The sequence below is a fragment of the Neobacillus drentensis NBRC 102427 genome, assembly GCF_001591445.1.
GTDB classification, from domain to species: Bacteria; Bacillota; Bacilli; order Bacillales; family Cytobacillaceae; genus Neobacillus; species Neobacillus drentensis.
Genome location: NZ_BCUX01000029.1, coordinates 1 through 19,807 on the forward strand (window position 1 = coordinate 1; position 19,807 = coordinate 19,807).

Annotated in this window: 22 protein-coding genes; 21 read left to right on the forward strand and 1 reads right to left on the reverse strand. The window is 38.4% G+C overall.

Annotated features, from left to right (window positions below; translation table 11 throughout):
• Positions 1-109 precede the first annotated feature (109 nt).
• A complete protein-coding gene (locus BDR01S_RS15130) occupies positions 110-781 on the reverse strand; it encodes an SIMPL domain-containing protein (RefSeq protein WP_066257500.1) in 672 nt (223 codons plus the stop codon).
• Between the two features lie 208 nt (positions 782-989).
• On the opposite strand from BDR01S_RS15130, the gene spoIIIAA reads away from it, so the two are divergent.
• The 21 genes from spoIIIAA (at position 990) to spoIVB (ending at position 19,685) form a co-directional block, all read left to right on the forward strand.
• On the forward strand, positions 990-1,913 hold the full coding sequence (spoIIIAA, locus tag BDR01S_RS15135) for a stage III sporulation protein AA (RefSeq protein ID WP_066257498.1): 924 nt from the start codon (positions 990-992) through the stop codon (positions 1,911-1,913).
• Positions 1,914-2,429 carry a stage III sporulation protein SpoIIIAB gene (gene spoIIIAB, locus BDR01S_RS15140; RefSeq protein ID WP_066257496.1) on the forward strand — a complete coding sequence of 172 codons (516 nt, stop codon included), beginning with the start codon at positions 1,914-1,916 and terminating at the stop codon, positions 2,427-2,429.
• Between the two features lie 11 nt (positions 2,430-2,440).
• The gene (gene spoIIIAC, locus BDR01S_RS15145; RefSeq protein ID WP_066060661.1) at positions 2,441-2,644 is read left to right on the forward strand and encodes a stage III sporulation protein AC; all 204 of its coding nucleotides are present in this window, start codon (positions 2,441-2,443) and stop codon (positions 2,642-2,644) included.
• Positions 2,601-3,050, forward strand: coding sequence for a stage III sporulation protein AD (gene spoIIIAD / locus BDR01S_RS15150; protein WP_082797446.1), 450 nt, complete (start codon positions 2,601-2,603; stop codon positions 3,048-3,050). Before spoIIIAC ends, spoIIIAD begins: the two co-directional genes overlap by 44 nt.
• Positions 3,051-3,077: 27 nt before the next feature.
• Entirely contained in the window at positions 3,078-4,277 is a 1,200-nt protein-coding gene (gene spoIIIAE, locus BDR01S_RS15155; protein WP_066257491.1) for a stage III sporulation protein AE, read from the forward strand.
• 11 nt (positions 4,278-4,288) lie between these two features.
• Positions 4,289-4,918 (forward strand): stage III sporulation protein AF, encoded by a 630-nt coding sequence (gene spoIIIAF, locus BDR01S_RS15160; RefSeq protein WP_066257489.1) that lies wholly within the window; start codon positions 4,289-4,291, stop codon positions 4,916-4,918.
• Positions 4,911-5,561, forward strand: a complete 651-nt coding sequence (spoIIIAG, locus tag BDR01S_RS15165) for a stage III sporulation protein AG (protein WP_066257488.1) — start codon at positions 4,911-4,913, stop codon at positions 5,559-5,561. Before spoIIIAF ends, spoIIIAG begins: the two co-directional genes overlap by 8 nt.
• 15 nt (positions 5,562-5,576) lie before the next feature.
• Positions 5,577-6,128: a SpoIIIAH-like family protein gene (locus BDR01S_RS15170; RefSeq protein ID WP_066257486.1), complete on the forward strand. Its 552-nt coding sequence runs from the start codon at positions 5,577-5,579 to the stop codon at positions 6,126-6,128.
• A 415-nt stretch (positions 6,129-6,543) separates the two neighbouring features.
• Positions 6,544-7,053 carry an acetyl-CoA carboxylase biotin carboxyl carrier protein gene (gene accB / locus BDR01S_RS15175; RefSeq protein WP_066257484.1) on the forward strand — a complete coding sequence of 170 codons (510 nt, stop codon included), beginning with the start codon at positions 6,544-6,546 and terminating at the stop codon, positions 7,051-7,053.
• A gap of 18 nt (positions 7,054-7,071) precedes the next feature.
• Positions 7,072-8,427, forward strand: coding sequence for an acetyl-CoA carboxylase biotin carboxylase subunit (accC, locus tag BDR01S_RS15180; RefSeq protein ID WP_066257482.1), 1,356 nt, complete (start codon positions 7,072-7,074; stop codon positions 8,425-8,427).
• 18 nt (positions 8,428-8,445) lie between these two features.
• Positions 8,446-8,856 carry an Asp23/Gls24 family envelope stress response protein gene (locus BDR01S_RS15185; protein WP_066257480.1) on the forward strand — a complete coding sequence of 137 codons (411 nt, stop codon included), beginning with the start codon at positions 8,446-8,448 and terminating at the stop codon, positions 8,854-8,856.
• 229 nt (positions 8,857-9,085) lie between these two features.
• Complete coding sequence (gene nusB, locus BDR01S_RS15190) at positions 9,086-9,484, forward strand: transcription antitermination factor NusB (RefSeq protein ID WP_066257478.1); 399 nt, start codon at positions 9,086-9,088, stop codon at positions 9,482-9,484.
• Positions 9,485-9,523: 39 nt separating this feature from the next.
• Positions 9,524-10,381 (forward strand): bifunctional methylenetetrahydrofolate dehydrogenase/methenyltetrahydrofolate cyclohydrolase FolD, encoded by an 858-nt coding sequence (folD, locus tag BDR01S_RS15195; protein ID WP_066257476.1) that lies wholly within the window; start codon positions 9,524-9,526, stop codon positions 10,379-10,381.
• 104 nt (positions 10,382-10,485) lie between these two features.
• On the forward strand, positions 10,486-11,844 hold the full coding sequence (xseA, locus tag BDR01S_RS15200; protein WP_066257474.1) for an exodeoxyribonuclease VII large subunit: 1,359 nt from the start codon (positions 10,486-10,488) through the stop codon (positions 11,842-11,844).
• Positions 11,834-12,067 (forward strand): exodeoxyribonuclease VII small subunit, encoded by a 234-nt coding sequence (locus BDR01S_RS15205; protein WP_066257472.1) that lies wholly within the window; start codon positions 11,834-11,836, stop codon positions 12,065-12,067. Before xseA ends, BDR01S_RS15205 begins: the two co-directional genes overlap by 11 nt.
• Positions 12,068-12,070: 3 nt before the next feature.
• Positions 12,071-12,964 (forward strand): polyprenyl synthetase family protein, encoded by an 894-nt coding sequence (locus BDR01S_RS15210; RefSeq protein WP_066257470.1) that lies wholly within the window; start codon positions 12,071-12,073, stop codon positions 12,962-12,964.
• A 185-nt stretch (positions 12,965-13,149) separates the two neighbouring features.
• Positions 13,150-15,045: a 1-deoxy-D-xylulose-5-phosphate synthase gene (gene dxs, locus BDR01S_RS15215; RefSeq protein ID WP_066257468.1), complete on the forward strand. Its 1,896-nt coding sequence runs from the start codon at positions 13,150-13,152 to the stop codon at positions 15,043-15,045.
• 3 nt (positions 15,046-15,048) lie between these two features.
• Positions 15,049-15,888: a TlyA family RNA methyltransferase gene (locus tag BDR01S_RS15220; RefSeq protein WP_066257467.1), complete on the forward strand. Its 840-nt coding sequence runs from the start codon at positions 15,049-15,051 to the stop codon at positions 15,886-15,888.
• Positions 15,889-16,041: 153 nt separating this feature from the next.
• Positions 16,042-16,491 carry a transcriptional regulator AhrC/ArgR gene (gene ahrC / locus BDR01S_RS15225; RefSeq protein ID WP_066257466.1) on the forward strand — a complete coding sequence of 150 codons (450 nt, stop codon included), beginning with the start codon at positions 16,042-16,044 and terminating at the stop codon, positions 16,489-16,491.
• 15 nt (positions 16,492-16,506) lie between these two features.
• A complete protein-coding gene (recN, locus tag BDR01S_RS15230) occupies positions 16,507-18,216 on the forward strand; it encodes a DNA repair protein RecN (RefSeq protein ID WP_066257464.1) in 1,710 nt (569 codons plus the stop codon).
• 179 nt (positions 18,217-18,395) lie between these two features.
• Positions 18,396-19,685 (forward strand): SpoIVB peptidase, encoded by a 1,290-nt coding sequence (gene spoIVB, locus BDR01S_RS15235; protein WP_066257462.1) that lies wholly within the window; start codon positions 18,396-18,398, stop codon positions 19,683-19,685.
• Positions 19,686-19,807: the final 122 nt, after the last annotated feature.

The following is a 19,807-nucleotide window of genomic DNA, read 5'->3' on the forward strand; positions in this document are numbered from 1 at the left end:
CGCTTCGCTTCTGCGGGGTCTCCCCTGTCCCGTACTCCCGCAGGAGTCTTCGCGCCTTCCGCTCCAATCAACAAGGTGCCAAAATTATCATTGGGCTTTAACTTATCATTTATTGAAACGGTTTAAAGTGAAATTCTGCGATCACTTCTGCCTTGATTATTATTTGTCCCGGTTCTAATTGGGTTGAGGTACTTGCTTTTACGAAAGTCTCTAGCTGGTTAAAGATAGGCTGGACTGTGCTTCCTCCTTCAACAATTACACTTGGTATGGGAATTAACTCAACGTTTAAGGACCTTGCTATAGTTTTTGCTTTGTCAGTTGCATTATTTACTGCAAGCACCAAGGCCTGTTTATAAAAGGCATCCTTGTTCTTCACAGTAAATTGGACATTAGAGACAAAGTTCACACCGTTTTGTACAGCGGTATCCACTACTTTCCCAACGAGTGATAAATCCTCTAGTTTTATCTGCAAGATATGAGTTATTTTATAGCCGCGAAAAATTTGTTTCCCTTGATCATAATCGTACATGGATTCAATTCGATAATCGAAAGTCTGTATATTATTTTTAGAAATTCCCAGTGCGGTAAGAGCGTCGATTACTTTGGTCACTTCTAGCGAATTCTGCCGCTGGGCTGCAATTAACTGCTTGCCATCTGTGATAACTCCGATGTTTACCGAAGCGGAGTCAGGCGAGATGGCCAATTCTCCTTCACCTGACACTTTGATTAAATGATCCTTGGGAGCCAATCCGCTTCGGATTAATGGATGGTAATTGTGCACTTCACTCTCCCCCTTTACGGTTATTCTTTTCTATAAAATACGACTGACATCTCAAAATGTTCCAACCCCAAATGTTTAAACCTATCTTAATTTGTTCTAGTAATAATCCAAAAAATAGCAAAGAAATGACAGATTTGAAAGTCATAATGTGACCAAGCAGGCATACATTTTAAATAATGAGAAAGGCAAATACAAGGAGGATACTTTCATGGAATCAATCCTAAATTTTTTACCTAAAAATATTGCCGACCTAATCAACAAAATCCCTCCTAATCAAAAAGAAGAATTAGAAGAAATCCGTATACGCATTAATCGACCGATTGAAATGACCATGAAGGGTGCACCAAAGTTTTTATCGTATATTATTCAGCCTGATGATGCGTTCCACCTAATGAATAAAATCAGCCATTTCTCCATCTATACACTCGAAGAGGAACTTAAACAAGGGTTTATAACGGTTTCTGGTGGCCATCGGATTGGGCTGGCCGGCAAGGTTATCCTTGAAGGTGGCAAGGTCAAGGCAATTAGGGATATTTCCTCATTTAATATACGGATAGCAAGGGAAAAAGTAGGGATAGCTGAGTCAATTATTCCGTATATATATCAGGGTAATTGGATGCATACGATGGTGATTGGTCCGCCGCAAACAGGAAAAACAACATTACTGCGGGATATTGCAAGAATCGCCTCGTCAGGTTTGTTAGTGAAAGGCATACAGGCAAGTAAGGTTGGGATTGTAGATGAACGCAGTGAGATTGCCGGATGTGTGAATGGAATCCCACAATTAACGTTTGGAGACCGTTTGGATGTACTAGATGCCTGTCCGAAAGCTGAAGGAATGATGATGATGATTCGCTCGATGAGCCCTGATATTTTGGTTGTTGATGAAATCGGCCGGAAAGAAGATGCTGAGGCCATCCAGGAAGCGGTTCACGCGGGGATAAAGTTAATGATGACCACCCATGGGACGAGCATCGAAGAAGTAAGGAACAGACCCTCTTTACGTGAGATTCTTGATCAAAAAATCTTTCAACGGTTTGTTGTCCTAAGCAGGAAATCAGGACCTGGAACGGTTACACATATTTTAGATGCAAATGGTATAGAAATGAATCAAAAAGTGAGAGTGACTTAAATGATTAAGCTTATAGGTGCTGTATTCATTATTGTCGCAACAACATGGATTGGATTTGAGATTTCCAGGCGCTTTAGTGAGCGACCAAAGCAGCTTCGTGCTTTAAGGACTGCCCTGCAATCACTGGAAGCAGAAATTATGTATGGTCATACACCGTTACATGAGGCTGCAAGGAGGTTAGCAGAACAGCTTTCAAAGCCGCTTTCAACCTTTTTTGAGTCCTTTTCCAAGAAATTAACGGACACTGAGACAACCGTTAAAGAGGCATGGGAAACTTCATTAAGAGAAATATGGAATTCCACGGCTTTAAAGCAGGGCGAATTTGAAGTCATGAAGCAATTTGGAGAAACCCTTGGTCGACATGATCGTATCTCCCAACAAAAACATATCATGCTGACGCTGACACATCTTGAACGAGAAGAGGTCGATGCGATTCAAGCCCAAGTAACTTATGAAAAAATGGTCAAGAGCCTCGGATTCTTATCAGGATTATTACTGATTATTTTATTATTTTAGGGGGAAAAGCAATGGGTTTAGAAGTAGATATTATTTTTAAAATTGCTGGTGTGGGAATCGTTGTTGCTTTTTTGCATACAGTTCTTGACCAGGTAGGGAAAAAGGAATACGCACAGTGGGTTACATTGTTTGGGTTTATCTATATTTTATTCCAAGTAGCATCCATTGTGGATGACCTCTTCCAAAAAATTAAATCAGTATTTTTATATCAATAGAAGGGGGGGCCCGAAGATTGAAATCATAAAAATAGTCGGAATAGCACTTGTCGCCACCTTTCTAGCATTAATTGTTAAAGAACAGAAGCCAAATTTTGCTTTCCTCTTAATCGTTTTTGTTGGCTGTGTTATTTTCCTTTTCTTAGTGGATAAAATTTATGAAATCATTCATATGCTAGAAAAACTGGCAGTGAATGCAAAAGTTAATATGGTCTATATTGAAACGATTTTAAAAATTATTGGAATTGCTTATATCGCTGAATTTGCCACCCAGATAACGAAGGACGCCGGCCAGGGAGCGCTCTCCTCTAAAATTGAATTAGCAGGAAAAATTATTATCCTTGCAATGGCAATCCCGATATTAACTGTTTTAATTGAAACGATCATCAAGCTTATTCCGAGCTAATGAAAGTCCGTAAAAAGAGGTGTAAAAATGAAGCAGCGAATGCAGTTTATTCCCATTATGATTCTTGTATTCTTTTTTTTATCATTTTCAGGTGTACAAGCTGCTGACGAGACCAAAGACCCGTCAAACCCACTTTCTCCGCAGGAGTTAGTGGATGCCCAGCTTAAAACCCTCGATATGACAGAACTCAAACAATTTTGGGAGGATATTACTAATAAATACGGTGGATTTCTTCCTGAAAGCCAAAAGGGAAGCTTGTATGACTTTGTCAGCGGTGAAAAGAAATTTTCGTTTAAACAGTGGGGATTGGGAGTAGTAAAGTTTGCTTTCCAAGAGTTTGTTTCTAACGGAAAATTACTAGGGTCGTTGATAATGCTAACCATATTTAGTATGTTTCTTCAATCCATGCAAAACGCGTTTGAGAAAAGCACGATTAGCAAGGTTGCCTATTCAATTGTGTATATGGTTTTAGTGATTATTGCCCTGAATAGTTTCCATATTGCTATCAGTTATACAAATGAGGCAATTGGATCGATGATCTCCTTTGTGCTGGCACTTGTCCCACTTTTACTTGCATTAATAGCAGCCTCCGGCGGACTTATTTCAGCAGCTTTCTTTCATCCAGTGATTTTGTTTTTAATGAATATAAGCGGTATGTTTATGCAGTATATTATCCTGCCTCTTCTTTTCTTAGCAACTTTGTTGAGTATAGTTAGCACGATGTCAGAACAGTATAAGGTTTCACAATTAGCAGCGCTGCTAAGGAACTGGTGTATTGGGTTAATGGGCCTCTTCTTGACAGTGTTCCTAGGTGTTATATCCGTTCAAGGGGCATCTGCTGCTGTAACAGACGGTATAACCATCAGGACAGCAAAATTTGTAACTGGGAACTTTATACCAGTTATTGGCCGGATGTTTACAGATGCCACTGATACGGTGGTTGGTGCATCGGTCCTATTAAAAAATACAGTCGGCATCGCCGGGGTTGGGATTTTGCTTATCATTGTTGCTTTCCCGGCTATAAAAATCTTAATGATTGCCTTTATCTATAAATTTGCTGCGGCTATCTTGCAGCCATTAGGCGGCGGGCCAATTATTACCTGCTTGGATATTATCAGTAAGAGTGTCATTTACGTGTTTGCAGCTTTAGCGATTGTTTCATTGATGTTCTTTTTATGTATAACGGTTATTGTTGCGGCAGGCAATCTGACAATGATGATGAGATAGGGAGGATTCATATGGGATTTTTAATAGAGTGGGTAACGAATATTATTTTATTTATCCTGTTAGCCACGGTAATTGATATGCTCCTCCCCAATTCAAGTATGCAAAAGTACACAAAGATGGTTACAGGCCTCCTCTTAATTGCGATTATTCTGACACCAATCTTTAAATTGATCTCTAAGGATTTTGAAACAGCATTGGGTTCAATACCTTCCTATCAAGCCCCTGGAGAAAAAAATATGAAAAATTCAATAGATTTAAAGAAAAAAGAAATACAAGCTCAACAACATGCATATATTTTAGAAGAAATGGCTGTCCAACTGAAAAAGGACGTGAAAGAGGAGTTGATGGAACAATACGGATTGGAGATAGCAAAAATTGATCTAGCTACAAATGAAGAAAGCGACGAAGCATTCCCAGACAACCTCCAAAAGGTTACAGTTCTTCTGAAACAACCAGAAAATGAAGTGAAGACAGTCGAAGCAATCAAACAAGTCGAAATTAACACAGCAACACCTCTTCCATCCAAAAGCTCAACAGAAGAAGCTGAAAAAATAGCCGCTTTTCTTTCGCAAAAATGGAATGTGACCGAAAAAACAGTTGAAGTTTCGATTGAAGGGGGGATTAAAAAGAATAATGGATAACAACCAAGGACCATTTTCATGGCTCAAAAAGGTGCTCAAAATAGAAGGTAAATCTGATAAGAAACCAGGGAAATACCAGTATATGCTCATTGTTTTATGTATCGGAGCCGCTTTAATGCTTGTGGGCAATATTGTATTTAAAACAAACTCGAATGCAGCTGATACACCTGTTACGACGAGCGAAAAGGCAGCAGCCGAAGATGTCCCGGCATTTGGGTTAAATAAGGGCACTGGCAATAAGGCTTTAGATAAATATGAAGAAAAATATGAAAATCAACTTAAGAAAGCCCTCCAACAAATGTTAGGGGTAAATGATGTGACTGTTGTTGTCAATATTGATGCTACTGATAAGAAAATTCTTGAAAAAAATAGGGTTTCAAAATCGCAAACGACGGAAGAAACAGATCGCGATGGCGGGCAGCGTAAAGTACAGGAAGCCTCAACAGATGAACAACTTGTGATTATACGTGAAGGCGAAAAAGAGGTTCCTATTGTAGTAGAAACGAAAAAACCTGTCATTCGCGGTGTCTTAGTGGTTGCGAAAGGCGCAGATAACATCCAAGTGAAAAAGTGGATTGTTGAAGCAGTCACACGCGCATTAGATGTACCGAGTCACCGAGTTGCTGTCATGCCTAAAAAATAAAAGGGGTGTTTTTCCATGCTATTGAAAAAACAAACAGTTTGGTTATTAACGATGTTAAGTTTAGTAGTTGTATTATCTGTTTATTACATTACTTCACCCGAGCAGAAGAGCAATGATATGGCGGCCATAAAGCAAGATGCGAAGGAGCAAAATAAAGGGAAAACAAAAACGGAAGCTAAAGAAGATAAAACGATTGTATCAACCGTGGCGGGTGATGAGCAGTTTGAAGAATTACGAATGAAACTTAATGATCTTAGAAGCGAACAGCAAGAGGAACTAACAACTGAGTTAGCCTCCACAGATCTACCTGCCGTCGAACGGTCAAAAGTAAAGGATCAAATGGATAAATTGAATCAAACTGCTCAAAAAGAAGAAATTCTTGAAACCTTAATCAAAACCATGGGTTATGAAGATGCTTTAGTTAGAGCAGATGGTGAAAAAGTCAGAGTTACTGTAAAATCCAAAAAGAAGCCTTCAGCCACAGAAGCTAATAAAATCATTTTACAGGTGAAAAAGGAAATTGGCGAAACCAATTATGTAGCCGTAGAATTCCAACCAACAAAATAAATCTATGCAAAAAGGAAAGTCAACCACTTTCCCAGATTGTCGAGAAAGACTATTTTTCTCGACAATTTTTTATTTTGTCAAATCTAAATTACTAATTTTTTATGAGTTGAGGGTCTTAAATGAATATTACACTCTGTTGATTTGCGCGGAAGTGCCTGGAGCGCAAAGCAACAGACATGGTTCAAAGCCGTCAACCGACTTTCTTTATTTTGATTGTTTGTTATGAAATAGGGTAAAATAATATGTTGAACGACTATTACTATAAAAATTCCCTTTTGTTAAGAAAACTATTATGATTAATATGAAGGGTGTAAAGGGGAAAAAGGTAATTATTTACATCATTGAACTTTTACTAGATATTATCGTATAGTTATAGTAGTTAGTCATAATTTTGTAGTACGAGGGGTGTAACTCAATGTTAAAAGTACAAGAAATTCGCGAATTGATAAAATTGGTGGATCAGTCAAGTATTGATGAATTTGTATATGAAAACGAAGGTTCAAAAATCAAAATGAAAAAAAATGTTGCTGCTACATATGTTTCACAAATAAATTCAGCTCCACAAGAAGTTGAAACTGTATCAACGCCACAACCGGTTTTAACGACAGCGACACCTTCTGTTACCATTCAAGAATTAAAGCAGGAGCTTCAGGAAGCAGAAACGGCTAACCAAGCAGACACTACAAATCTTCATAAAATTGTTTCTCCGATGGTTGGGACATTCTATGCTTCACCAACTCCAGACGCTGACGCATATGTTAAAATTGGTTCAACTGTAACAAAGGATTCAATTGTTTGTATTGTCGAAGCAATGAAATTATTTAATGAGATTGAAGCGGAAATAAACGGCGAAATTGTTGAAGTTCTTGTTAAAAGTGGACAATTAGTAGAATACGGACAGCCTTTATTTTTAGTAAAGCCTTAAGTTAGGAGCGATAACAGCATGATCAAAAAACTGTTAATTGCAAACAGAGGGGAAATTGCAGTTAGAATTATTAGAGCCTGCCGGGAAATGGGAATTGAAACTGTTGCCGTTTACTCGGAAGCGGACCGTGAAGCATTGCACGTCCAACTTGCAGATGAAGCCTATTGCATTGGTCCTACCTCATCAAAAGACAGTTATTTAAACGTTACAAATCTTATTAGTGTCGCAAAGCTTACAGCTTGTGATGCCATTCACCCAGGATATGGTTTCTTAGCCGAAAATGCTGATTTCGCAGATCTTTGTCGCGAATGTAACATAATATTTGTTGGCCCAAGCCCAGAAGCTATTACAAAAATGGGTACAAAGGATATCGCAAGGGAAACGATGCGGAAAGCGGGCGTCCCAATTGTTCCAGGTTCAACCGGTATTATTAATGATATTGATGAGGCATTTGAACTTGTGAAAAAAATCCAATACCCAGTGATAATAAAAGCAACAGCTGGCGGTGGAGGCAAAGGGATTCGCGTTGCCAAGAATGAGCAGGAATTAATTAAAGGCATAAATATCACCCAACAAGAAGCATTGACTGCTTTTGGTAATCCTGGAGTATATATTGAAAAATATATTGAAGATTTTCGCCATGTTGAAATTCAGGTTCTTGCCGATTCCTTTGGAAACACGATTCACTTAGGGGAAAGAGATTGCTCGATCCAGCGCAGGTTGCAAAAACTTCTTGAAGAATCTCCTTCACCAGCATTAGATGGAGAAATAAGAGAAGAAATGGGAGATGCAGCCGTTAAAGCTGCGAAAGCAGTTGATTATTCAGGTGCGGGAACAGTAGAATTTATATATGACTACCGCAATCGAAAGTTTTATTTTATGGAAATGAACACGAGAATTCAGGTGGAACATCCTGTTACTGAGATGGTCACTGGTATAGATCTTATTAAAGAACAAATCCGAGTGGCTTCTGGAGAGAAATTAAAGTTAAAACAACAAGATGTTACTTTTACTGGATGGGCAATCGAGTGTCGGATTAATGCTGAAAATCCAGAAAAGAATTTCCTTCCATCTGCTGGGAAAATCAACATGTACCTTCCACCTGGTGGATTTGGTGTACGTATCGATTCAGCAGCATATCCAGGGTATACGATTCCGCCTTATTACGATTCCATGATTGCGAAAGTCATTGCATATGGTGCAACCAGGGAAGAGGCAATTTCAAGAATGAAACGTGCATTAAGTGAATTCATTGTTGAAGGGATTCATACAACGATTCCGTTCCATTTAAAACTGTTGAATCATGAAAAGTTTGTCGAGGGTGGATTTAATACGAAGTTCTTGGAATTGCATGATGTAATGAAGTCTAATTAATATCTGGAGGTGTTTTGAATGAGTGAGTTCAGTGTCTTGGAAATGGAACAAGGCAGTAACGGTCATGGAAAAGTTGAAATTGCTCCTGAAGTCATTGAGGTTATTGCTGGCATTGCTGCGTCTGAGGTAGAAGGAGTAGCTGCGATGCGTGGGAATTTTGCAACAGGTGTGGTTGAGCGCTTAGGAAAAAAGAACCATGGAAAAGGCGTTAAAGTTGAACTAACTGAGTCGGGAATTAAAGTAGATGTTTATTGTATGATGAAGTTTGGAATTTCTATTCCATCAGTCGCTGGAAAAGTACAGGATAATATTCGTCAAGCTTTGTTAAATATGACTGCCTTAGATGCCGAAGAAGTAAACATTCATGTGGTTGGAATTCAATTTGAAAACCATAAGAATGAACCAGAGATTGTGGAGTCAGAAGTCTAAAAGTTGGAAACCAAAGGAGCATATCCTTTGGTTTTTCTTTTTCGAAAAAGAAGTTTTAAATAAAAGTGCTTACATATTGGAAAAATATTAACCTTAGAGTGCGAATCGTTTTTAGTTATGCTATTATCGTTTATGTGCATCCTATATGAATATTAATTACTTATAGAAGCTTCACCGTATGAAAAATAGACAAAAATAAATCAATTTCTCTAAAGGAGTTAAAGGTATAATGAAAAGAAGAACAGCAAGGGAAAAGGCATTGCAGGCACTTTTTCAAATCGATATCAGCAACACTGAGCCGTCTGCAGCAATTGAACATGTGTTACAAGGAGAGGCAGGTGACGAGTATCTATCTAGACTTGTCCTAGGAGTAGTCGAACAAAAATCCTTAATAGACAAGTTAATAGGTGAAAATCTTGAAAAATGGACCATAGACCGGCTGGCAACGGTTGATCGAAATTTATTAAGAATAGCTACATATGAAATGAAGTTTTTTCGAAATGAAATTCCAGAAAATGTTATTTTGGATGAAGCCATTGAGATTGCAAAAATATTCGGTGACGACCAATCAAGTAAGTTTATTAATGGAGTTCTTTCAAAGGTAAAGCAAAAGGTTCTTAACGATTAATTGATTAGGTCCTCGCTAAGTACAAAGGGAGAAGAGAAAATGACCGCTACTATTATTAATGGAAAAGAAATTGCTGAAAAAAAAAGAATGGAAATTGCTGAAGAAGTCAGCAAGCTCAAAAAGCTCGGTGTAACTCCCGGACTAGCCGTTATTCTTGTCGGAAATAACCATGCTTCTCGGACGTATGTAACCAATAAAGAAAAAGCCTGCAAAGAACTTGGGATGAATTCAGTATTAATTGAATTGCCAGAGGAAATTTCCGAACAGGAATTATTATCAAAAATTGAAGAATTAAACATGGACGATCAAATCCATGGCATTTTAGTTCAGTTACCAATCCCCAAACATATTGATGAAAAAAAGGTCATTGAATCAATCTCTCCTTTTAAGGATGTGGATGGATTTCACCCGATTAATATCGGCAGGATGATGACAGGGCAAAATGCCTTTTTACCTTGTACACCATACGGCATTATGGTACTACTTGAAGAAACAGGGATTTCAGTTGCAGGGAAGCATGTGGTCGTGGTTGGAAGAAGTAATATTGTCGGAAAGCCGGTCGGTCAATTATTCTTAAATCAACATGCAACAGTAACTTATTGTCACTCTAAAACAAAGGACTTAAAGGGACATACAAATCAAGCGGATATCCTTATAGCAGCTGTTGGGATTCCGAATTTTATTACGGCTGAGCATGTTAAAGACGGTGCAGTTGTCATTGATGTTGGTATCAATCGTAATGAAGCTGGAAAGCTTTGCGGTGATGTTGCTTTTGCTGAAGTAAGCGAAAAAGCCGGATACATCACTCCAGTTCCTAAAGGAGTTGGCCCGATGACCATTACGATGCTAATGTTCAATACATTAAAATCGGCAGCAGAAAGCCTTAATCGCAATTAACTACGATATTGTCCTTATCTTTTATCAACTTTAATAGATAAGGACAGTTTTTCGCTAATCAAAGAGTTTTCATTTGACTTAGTTGGTCAAAAAAGGAGTTACCTATGCAAGAAAAAAGATACTTATCTGTGAATGCTTTAACCAAATACATAAAAAGAAAATTTGATGCAGATCCACATTTACGGGATGTTCATGTAAGAGGTGAAATTTCAAATTATAAGCAGCATTCGAGCGGTCATATGTATTTTACCTTAAAAGATGAAAAGGCCCGTATTCTGGCAGTTATGTTTTCGAGTCAATCAAGGACAATGAAGTTCACACCGGAAAACGGCATGAAAGTAATTGTCCGCGGAGAAATTTCCCTCTATGAACCAAGTGGTCAATATCAGATATATATTAAGGAAATGCGGCCAGATGGCATAGGTGAATTGTTTTTAGCTTATGAACAGCTAAAACAAAGACTTGAATTAGAGGGATTATTTGCGAAAGAAACAAAGAAGACGATACCTTTTTATCCCAGAACTGTTGGTGTGATTACCTCACCCACAGGAGCCGCGATTAGAGACGTCATCACGACAATTAAAAGACGTTATCCTATTGCAAATATTCTTGTTCTCCCTGCCCTCGTACAAGGGGATAAAGCAGCACCTTCGATTGCGAGCGCAATTGCTAAAGCGAATCGCATGAATGAAATTGATGTGCTTATTGTCGGACGCGGCGGGGGGTCAATAGAGGAATTGTGGGCTTTTAATGAAGAGCTCGTTGCCCGTGCAATATATACTTCAGAGATCCCCATCATATCCGCTGTCGGTCATGAAACCGATTTTACCATTGCCGATTTTGTGGCGGATTTACGAGCGCCAACTCCGACAGCTGCTGCAGAACTGGCCGTCCCACAAATTGATGAGTTATTCGAAAGAGTATTACAGCGGCAATCTCGTCTTCTTCGCACGATGAAGGGGAAATTCGAGTTTGAAAAAGAACGATTGATCCGAGTTCAGAAATCATATGCCTTTCGTTATCCACATCGACTTTATGAACAAAAGCTTGAGCAGGTTGATAAATTAACGGAACTGCTTGTTCGCGGGGCGTCTAGATTGTCACAAATAAAAAAAGGACAACACGAAATCCTATCTAAACGCTTGCAGAGAAATCATCCAAGCGAACTATTACTTGAAGCTCAAAAACGTTTAGACCTAACCAATAAAGAGATAAAACGGGCGATGCAACAAGTTCTTTTGAAAAAACAAACCGATTTTGACCGGATTCTTTCGACTCTAGGGGCATTAAGCCCATTGAAAATTATGGAGCGTGGATATAGTCTGGCATATTCGGAAGAAAACCGTCTGATTAAAAGCATAAATCAAGTTAATATGAACGAGCAAATCCAGATACAATTAACAGATGGAAGTCTTTTCTGTAAAGTTGAGAATATTAAGGAGAGCGAAGAACGTGACGAATGAAAATAAAATTTCCTTTGAAGATGCTATGACAAAATTAGAGCAAATCGTAGATAAGCTCGAAGAAGGAGATGTACCTTTAGAAGAAGCAATTATCTTCTATAAAGAAGGTATGGAATTATCTAAACTTTGCCATGATAAATTAAAAAGTGTAGAGGAACAATTAACACAAATAATACATGAGGACGGGCGAACGGAGAGTTTCACGATTGATGAGGAGGAATAAGACTTGGGAACCGAGTTACTAGATGCATTTGCACAAGAATATAAACTTCTGCTTGATTCGGAGCTTCGAACTCTGGTTAATAAGCTTAATGCCCCTCCTATCATTAAGGAATCCATGGTTTATTCACTTGAAGCAGGCGGCAAACGAATTCGCCCCCTTTTACTATTCGCTACTTTAGACGCATTTGGAGTAGAACCCAAAAAAGGGCTACTGGCTGCTTCAGCGATTGAGATGATTCATACGTATTCCCTAATCCATGATGATTTGCCAAGCATGGATAATGATGATCTTCGGAGAGGAAAACCAACCAATCATAAAGTTTTTGGTGATGCCATTGCGATATTAGCTGGTGATGGTTTATTAACTTATAGCTTTGAGGTAATTGGAAAGATTCCATCTGAATTCGCTTCTGCGGAAACAAAACTAAAATTAGTGGTAGAGCTGGCAAAAGCTGCAGGGACAGAAGGAATGGTTGGCGGCCAAGTGGCAGATATGCTAGGAGAGGGGCAATCCTTAACCCTTGAAGAGCTAGAGTATATCCACATACATAAAACGGGTAAGTTGCTTGGATTTAGTGTTCTTGCTGGAGCGTTGCTAGCAGATGCAAATCGGGAACAATTAAAAAGTCTTTCTTCCTTTGCCCATCATCTAGGTCTCGCATTTCAAATCCAGGATGATATTCTTGATTTGGTAGGGAATCAACAATTAATCGGGAAACCTGTTGGCAGTGATACCACAAATGATAAAAGTACCTATCCACAGTTGTTATCGTTAGACGGAGCTATTGCTGCATTAACAAAACAAATAAACCTGGCAAAGGAATACCTGGGTATGACAGGCTTGAATACGGGCCTACTTATGGAAATAACTGAATTAATTGCTTCAAGAGATCATTAGAAAACGGTGTTTGAGGCATTGAAATAAGTGTGTTATAATTGTTTTCATTGTAGAAAATGTTGTCAATGCCGTTATCACTCGCGTGTTAGCGGCTATTTTTTAATAAAATAAATTTTGAGAATGTGTATTATAACACGGCAACAAAAAGAAGAATGCATAAAAGTATGAAAGCGAGTGGTCCAAACATGGATCTATTATCAATAAAAGACCCAGCCTTTTTAAAGGGCATGTCGAATACTGAATTGGAGGCTTTAAGTCAAGAGATCCGCAAATTTTTGATTGAAAAGCTATCCGTTACCGGAGGCCATATTGGACCGAATTTGGGTGTAGTCGAGTTAACCATAGCCTTACATAAATGTTTTAACAGTCCCTCTGATAAGATTATCTGGGATGTAGGTCATCAGTCCTATGTTCATAAAATTCTAACTGGCAGAGCATGTGAGTTTGATACATTGCGGCAATTTAAAGGTTTATGTGGATTCCCGAAACGGTCTGAAAGCAAGCATGATGTATGGGAAACAGGCCATAGTTCCACTTCTCTTTCAGCTGCAATGGGAATGGCAATTGCTAGAGATTTAAAAAAAGAAAAATCTTTTGTCATTCCAGTAATCGGTGATGGTGCCTTAACCGGTGGTATGGCTTTGGAAGCCTTAAACCATATTGGACATGAGAAAAAAGACATGATTGTTATCTTAAATGACAATGAAATGTCAATCGCTCCTAATGTAGGTGCAGTTCATAATATTCTTGGCCAATTGCGGACAGCGGGAAAATATCAATGGGTGAAAGATGAACTGGAAGTCCTATTGAAAAAAGTACCTGCAGTTGGTGGGAAATTAGCCGCAACTGCTGAAAGAGTGAAAGACAGCCTTAAATATTTATTTGTATCCGGGATGTTTTTTGAAGAATTAGGTTTTACTTATCTAGGTCCCATTGATGGTCATAACTTTGAAGCGTTATTTGAGAATTTCAGCTATGCCAAAAAGACAGAAGGTCCGGTACTTCTTCATGTAATTACTAAAAAGGGAAAGGGCTATAAGCCTGCCGAAAGTGATAAAACAGGTACCTGGCATGGAACTGGCCCCTATAAAATGGACACGGGTGCTTTCTTAAAACCTTCAAAAACACCACCACCTGCATGGAGCAGCCTTGTTAGTGAGACGGTTCGTAAGCTTGCTAGGACGGATGAACGAATTGTTGCCATTACACCAGCTATGCCTGTTGGGTCTAAACTCGAAGGCTTTGCCAGTGAATTCCCTGAGCGAATGTACGATGTAGGGATAGCAGAGCAGCATGCAGCGACCGTAGCAGCGGGTTTAGCTACACAAAATATGAAACCTTTTTTGGCTATATATTCAACTTTTTTACAGCGTGCATATGATCAGGTAGTACATGATATCTGCCGTCAAAACTTAAATGTTTTTATTGGAATAGACCGCGCTGGTCTAGTTGGTGCAGATGGTGAAACACATCAGGGAGTTTTTGATATTGCTTTTCTAAGACATGTTCCAAATTTAGTGTTAATGATGCCAAAAGATGAAAATGAAGGACAGCATATGGTTTACACCGCACTAAATTATGATGACGGTCCAATTGCCATGAGATTTCCACGTGGAAATGGCCTTGGTGTTCCAATGGATAAGGAATTACATGCCATTCCAATCGGTACCTGGGAGGTACTTAAAGAAGGTGATGATGCGGCTATCTTAACTTTTGGAACAACCATTCCAATGGCTTTACAAGCAGCGGAAGTGCTTGAAACAAAGGGGATATCCGTTAAGATTGTTAATGCTCGTTTTATTAAGCCAATGGATGAGAAAATGCTAACGAATCTTCTTGAAAAAAATATGCCGATTCTTACCATTGAGGAAGCCGTTTTACAAGGGGGCTTTGGGAGTGCAGTTCTCGAGTACGCACAGACCCAAGGATTTTATCACGCACACATCGACAGAATTGGAATTCCTGATCAATTCATCGAACATGGAGATGTTAACTCCCTTCTTGAAGAAATCGGTTTAACGAAAGAAGAAGTTATCAAACGGGTATCCATTCTTGCTAGAAAAAAACAACAAAGGGCTTAAGCAATGAAAAATAAAGAACGTTTAGATGTGTTACTAGTCGAAAGAGGTTTAATTGAAACAAGGGAAAAAGCGAAGCGAACCATCATGGCAGGGCTTGTTTATTCAAATGAAGAGCGATTAGATAAACCCGGAGAAAAAGTAAAAACGGATATTCCATTGAATATAAAAGGGAAGATTCTTCCTTATGTAAGCCGCGGTGGTTTAAAACTGGAAAAGGCATTAAAGGTATTTGATGTGAACGTCGCGGACAAAGTGCTTCTCGACATTGGATCGTCCACTGGAGGATTTACAGATTGTGCTTTGCAGAACGGGGCTAAAATGTCATATGCTTTGGATGTAGGCTATAATCAACTAGCTTGGAAACTTAGACAAGATGAACGTGTCGTAGTAATGGAAAGGACAAATTTTCGATATGTCACACCAACTGATTTAATTGGAGAGATGCCAAATTTCGCTACAATTGATGTATCGTTTATCTCTTTAACGCTGATATTGCCTGTCTTAAAAACACTTTTAGTTTCTGGAAGTGACGTTGTCGCTTTAGTGAAACCGCAATTTGAAGCCGGGCGTGAACAGGTTGGTAAAAAGGGTATCGTTCGTGAGGAAAAAGTACATTTACAAGTGATTGATAAAATCATTAATTTTGCCTTTCAACAAGGATACACAATAAAAAACTTGTCCTTTTCACCCATTACTGGCGGAGATGGGAATATTGAATTCTTGCTCCACTTAAGATGGGAAGGTGAACGAGAAATAGGAGTCAATCAATTACCTGTTACCCCCATTGAAATTGTAAAGGAATCGCACTTAGAATTTAAAACAAAACAAAATTCAGAAGGGTAGGCAGATGCTTATCCTTATTTCTTTTTCAAAGAAAATTCCTTCTTTTACTACAAGAAAAAATGTACAAGCTTGATAAAATCGGCTAACATATGGGTAGAAGAGAGAGTTTAAACCTATGACTTAGAGGTTTTCAACAATTTACGGGGTGAAATAATGAATAAAGGCCAACGCCATATTAAAATAAGAGAAATTATTGCAAGTAATGATATCGAAACACAGGATGAATTAGTGGATGAACTGAAAAGTGCTGGCTATAATGTAACGCAAGCAACCGTGTCAAGGGATATTAAAGAACTGCATCTTGTTAAGGTCCCATTAAGCGATGGACGATATAAATACAGCTTACCTGCCGACCAACGATTTAATCCATTACAAAAGCTAAAAAGATCATTAATTGATGCGTTTGTACGGATTGATTCCGCAGGTCATTTGCTTGTTATGAAGTGCTTGCCTGGTAATGCAATGGCAATAGGTGCGTTGATTGATAATCTTGATTGGGAAGAGATATTAGGAACGATTTGTGGTGATGATACGATGTTAATCATTTGTCGAACACCGGAAGATACTGAGGTCATTACGAACCGGTTTCTAGACATGCTTTAATGGGGGGAGTGTTTCTTGTTAGCTGAATTATCAATTAAAAATTTCGCTATTATCGAAGCTTTGTCAGTAACGTTTTCAAAAGGATTAACGGTTTTAACCGGGGAAACTGGTGCGGGAAAATCAATCATCATAGATGCGATTCACTTATTAGTTGGCAGCAGAGGGTCCGCAGAATTTGTTCGTCATGGGGAGGAAAAGGCGGAAATAGAAGGATTGTTTCAGGTCGATGATCATAAGCATCCAGTAATTGCGAAAGCTTTAGAATTTGGAATTGATGTTGAAGAAGGAATGGTTATCTTAAGAAGGGATATTTCCCAAACAGGAAAAAGCGTGTGCCGGATTAATGGAAAGCTTGTGACAATCTCTACGCTTAGGGAAATTGGGGCAACCCTCGTTGATATACATGGCCAGCATGAGCATCAAGAATTAATGGATGACTCAAGGCACCTATCCCTGCTGGATCAATTTGGGGCTGATAATATATTGCCTTCACTAAGTGAATACCAGCAAGTATATCGACGTTATGAGCAAACCTTACAAAAGTTAAAAGCATTAAGTGAAAATGATCAGCAAACTGCCCATCGCCTAGATTTAATTCAATTTCAATTGGATGAAATTCAAAAGGCAAATTTAAAACTTAATGAAGATGAAGACCTTTTTGAGGAAAAAAGAAAACTAAGTAATTTCGAAAGAGTATTTGAGTCCTTACAGTCGGGCCAATTGGCACTGCAAGGTGAACAAAAGGGTCTTGATTGGATTAGTATGGTTATGGGGCACCTTGAAGATGCCGCTGCACTTGATACGGCTTACAAGGGCATCTACGAAGCTGTGTCGAATAGCTACTACCAATTGGAAGATGCAGCAGGTGTTTTAAGAAATGAATTAGATGTATTAGAGTTCGACCCACAGCGGTTACATGAAATTGAAGACCGCTTGACTGAAATTAACCAGTTAAAACGGAAATACGGAAAAACAATCAATGAAATCGTAGAGTATGCGGTGAAAATCGAAGAAGAAATTGAAACATTACAAAATAAAGAAACACATATTGGGGAATTAGAAAAAGAATTAACTTCTGTAAAAAAGGACTTAATTCTCGAAGCGAAGCAGTTAACTGAAATTCGTCTGAAATGGGCTGAAAAACTTACAAAGTTAATACATAAAGAACTTAAAGAATTATATATGGCGAAAACAGTTTTTGAAATAAGATTTGAATCGAATTCATTGCAATTTTCAAAAAACGGTGTCGACCATGTTGCATTCTATATTTCAACAAACCCCGGTGAACCATTGAAACCCTTATCAAAGGTTGCATCTGGAGGGGAGTTATCAAGAATTATGCTGGCATTAAAAAGTATTTTTTCTAAACATCAGGGAGTTACATCCATTATTTTTGATGAGGTCGATACTGGTGTTAGCGGCAGGGTTGCTCAGTCCATTGCGGAAAAAATATATAAAGTAGCTGCCGAATCACAGGTTTTGTGTATTTCACATTTACCTCAGGTAGCAGCAATGGCTGATACGCACTTATTCATTTCAAAGATCATAAAAGGGGGAAGAACGAAAACTTCTGTTACTCCCTTACAGATGGATGAAAAGATTAATGAAATTGGCCGGATGATATCCGGGACAGAAATAACCGACCTAACTAAAAAACATGCGGAAGAATTATTATATTTAGCTCTGGAAAACAAAAAAAGTGTAAGTGCCTTGACAAGGCAATAAAGTGGGATATTTGCTTTTAAAAAGGCTAAAATTTCTATATTTTTAATAAAAATTGTAATGCTATCCATTTTGGGTAGCTTTTTTATGTAGAACGAAGTTATAAATGATTGTCAAGGAGGCAAAATTAAAGATGTAGCCATTTTTCAATGTAATGAAAAGAAGCGAGGAGAGTGAAGAATTTGAAGTTAGAAATAATTAGAAAGATTATTGGTGGAATTCTCCTTGTTTCATTAATTAGCCTAATATTTTTTCAGCCTATACAGCAATACCTTGCAATACCTAAGACGATTACAGTTTTTGAAGGACAAGACTATAGTTTTCAAAAGGCTGCACCGGTATCAGCGGCTTTGGGTTCTCACCATTCAAATATCACACTCAATCAAGAAACACATACGGTTTCAATGAAGGCATCTGAAAATGGCAAAAGTGAAATGCTGTTAGAATTTGCAGGGATTCCGATAAAAAAGGTCGATGTGCATGTCTTAAAGGATTTTAGGGTTATTCCAGGCGGTCAGTCAATCGGTGTAAAATTAAACACTGTGGGCGTTTTGGTTGTAGGTCACCATTTAATCAATACGATATCGGGAAAAAAGTCCCCGGGTGAAATTGCAGGAATAAAAATTGGGGATATCATCACAGAAATTAACGGTAATAAAATTGAAAAAATGACAGATGTAGCACCCTTTGTGCAAGCTGCCGGACAAGAGGGTAAACCTCTTGATATGGTTATTAGTCGAGAGAGTGGAAAAATTACAACAAAATTAACCCCCTTAAAAGACAAAGGGGAAAACATTTATAAGCTTGGTTTGTATATTAGAGATTCTGCAGCAGGAATTGGGACAATGACCTTTGTCCATCCACAATCTAAAAAATATGGTGCCCTAGGGCATGTAATTTCAGACATGGATACAAAACAGCCAATCGTTGTTGAAGACGGACAAATTGTTCGGTCTACCGTAACTTCGATTGAAAAGGGAAGTAATGGGGACCCTGGCGAAAAACTTGCCCGCTTTTCCTCGGACCGTGAAATTGTTGGCAATATCCAAAAGAACAGCCCATTTGGAATTTTTGGAGAAATGGCAAAAGAATTAAAAAATGGTGTAATGGATAAACCGCTTCCAATCGCATTATCACATCAAGTAAAAGAAGGACCAGCAAAGATTTTAACGGTTGTTAATGATGACCGTGTAGAAGAATTTGATATTGAAATTGTCAGCACAATTCCGCAAAAGTTTCCAGCAACCAAAGGCATGGTAATAAAAGTAACCGACCCCAAGCTCCTGAAGAAAACAGGAGGTATTGTTCAGGGGATGAGCGGTAGCCCAATTATCCAAGATGGAAAACTAATTGGAGCTGTTACACATGTTTTTGTTAATGATCCAACCTCAGGATATGGGGTCCACATTGAATGGATGTTAAATGAAGCTGGAATTAACATATATGAAATGCCGAAAAATAAAGCAAGTTAGGACCATTTGGAAGCAAAATAGGATTTCCCTATTTTGCTTTTTTTAAACATTTTTCGACAAAAGCAACCCATATTTTGGATATAGCGCGGTTTACGTCGAAAAGGTGAGAAAAACAAAGAAAA

What these genes read in the sequence shown, in the direction of transcription:
- spoIIIAF (WP_066257489.1), top strand. Translation starts at nt 4,289, where the DNA reads ATGGGATTTTTAATAGAGTGGGTAACGAATATTATTTTATTTATCCTG.
- accB (WP_066257484.1), top strand. Translation starts at nt 6,544, where the DNA reads ATGTTAAAAGTACAAGAAATTCGCGAATTGATAAAATTGGTGGATCAG.
- spoIIIAC (WP_066060661.1), top strand. Translation starts at nt 2,441, where the DNA reads ATGGGTTTAGAAGTAGATATTATTTTTAAAATTGCTGGTGTGGGAATC.
- accC (WP_066257482.1), top strand. Translation starts at nt 7,072, where the DNA reads ATGATCAAAAAACTGTTAATTGCAAACAGAGGGGAAATTGCAGTTAGA.
- spoIIIAB (WP_066257496.1), top strand. Translation starts at nt 1,914, where the DNA reads ATGATTAAGCTTATAGGTGCTGTATTCATTATTGTCGCAACAACATGG.
- spoIIIAG (WP_066257488.1), top strand. Translation starts at nt 4,911, where the DNA reads ATGGATAACAACCAAGGACCATTTTCATGGCTCAAAAAGGTGCTCAAA.
- nusB (WP_066257478.1), top strand. Translation starts at nt 9,086, where the DNA reads ATGAAAAGAAGAACAGCAAGGGAAAAGGCATTGCAGGCACTTTTTCAA.
- BDR01S_RS15185 (WP_066257480.1), top strand. Translation starts at nt 8,446, where the DNA reads ATGAGTGAGTTCAGTGTCTTGGAAATGGAACAAGGCAGTAACGGTCAT.
- spoIIIAE (WP_066257491.1), top strand. Translation starts at nt 3,078, where the DNA reads ATGAAGCAGCGAATGCAGTTTATTCCCATTATGATTCTTGTATTCTTT.
- BDR01S_RS15220 (WP_066257467.1), top strand. Translation starts at nt 15,049, where the DNA reads ATGAAAAATAAAGAACGTTTAGATGTGTTACTAGTCGAAAGAGGTTTA.
- xseA (WP_066257474.1), top strand. Translation starts at nt 10,486, where the DNA reads ATGCAAGAAAAAAGATACTTATCTGTGAATGCTTTAACCAAATACATA.
- BDR01S_RS15170 (WP_066257486.1), top strand. Translation starts at nt 5,577, where the DNA reads ATGCTATTGAAAAAACAAACAGTTTGGTTATTAACGATGTTAAGTTTA.
- folD (WP_066257476.1), top strand. Translation starts at nt 9,524, where the DNA reads ATGACCGCTACTATTATTAATGGAAAAGAAATTGCTGAAAAAAAAAGA.
- spoIIIAA (WP_066257498.1), top strand. Translation starts at nt 990, where the DNA reads ATGGAATCAATCCTAAATTTTTTACCTAAAAATATTGCCGACCTAATC.
- dxs (WP_066257468.1), top strand. Translation starts at nt 13,150, where the DNA reads ATGGATCTATTATCAATAAAAGACCCAGCCTTTTTAAAGGGCATGTCG.
- ahrC (WP_066257466.1), top strand. Translation starts at nt 16,042, where the DNA reads ATGAATAAAGGCCAACGCCATATTAAAATAAGAGAAATTATTGCAAGT.
- spoIIIAD (WP_082797446.1), top strand. Translation starts at nt 2,601, where the DNA reads ATGACCTCTTCCAAAAAATTAAATCAGTATTTTTATATCAATAGAAGG.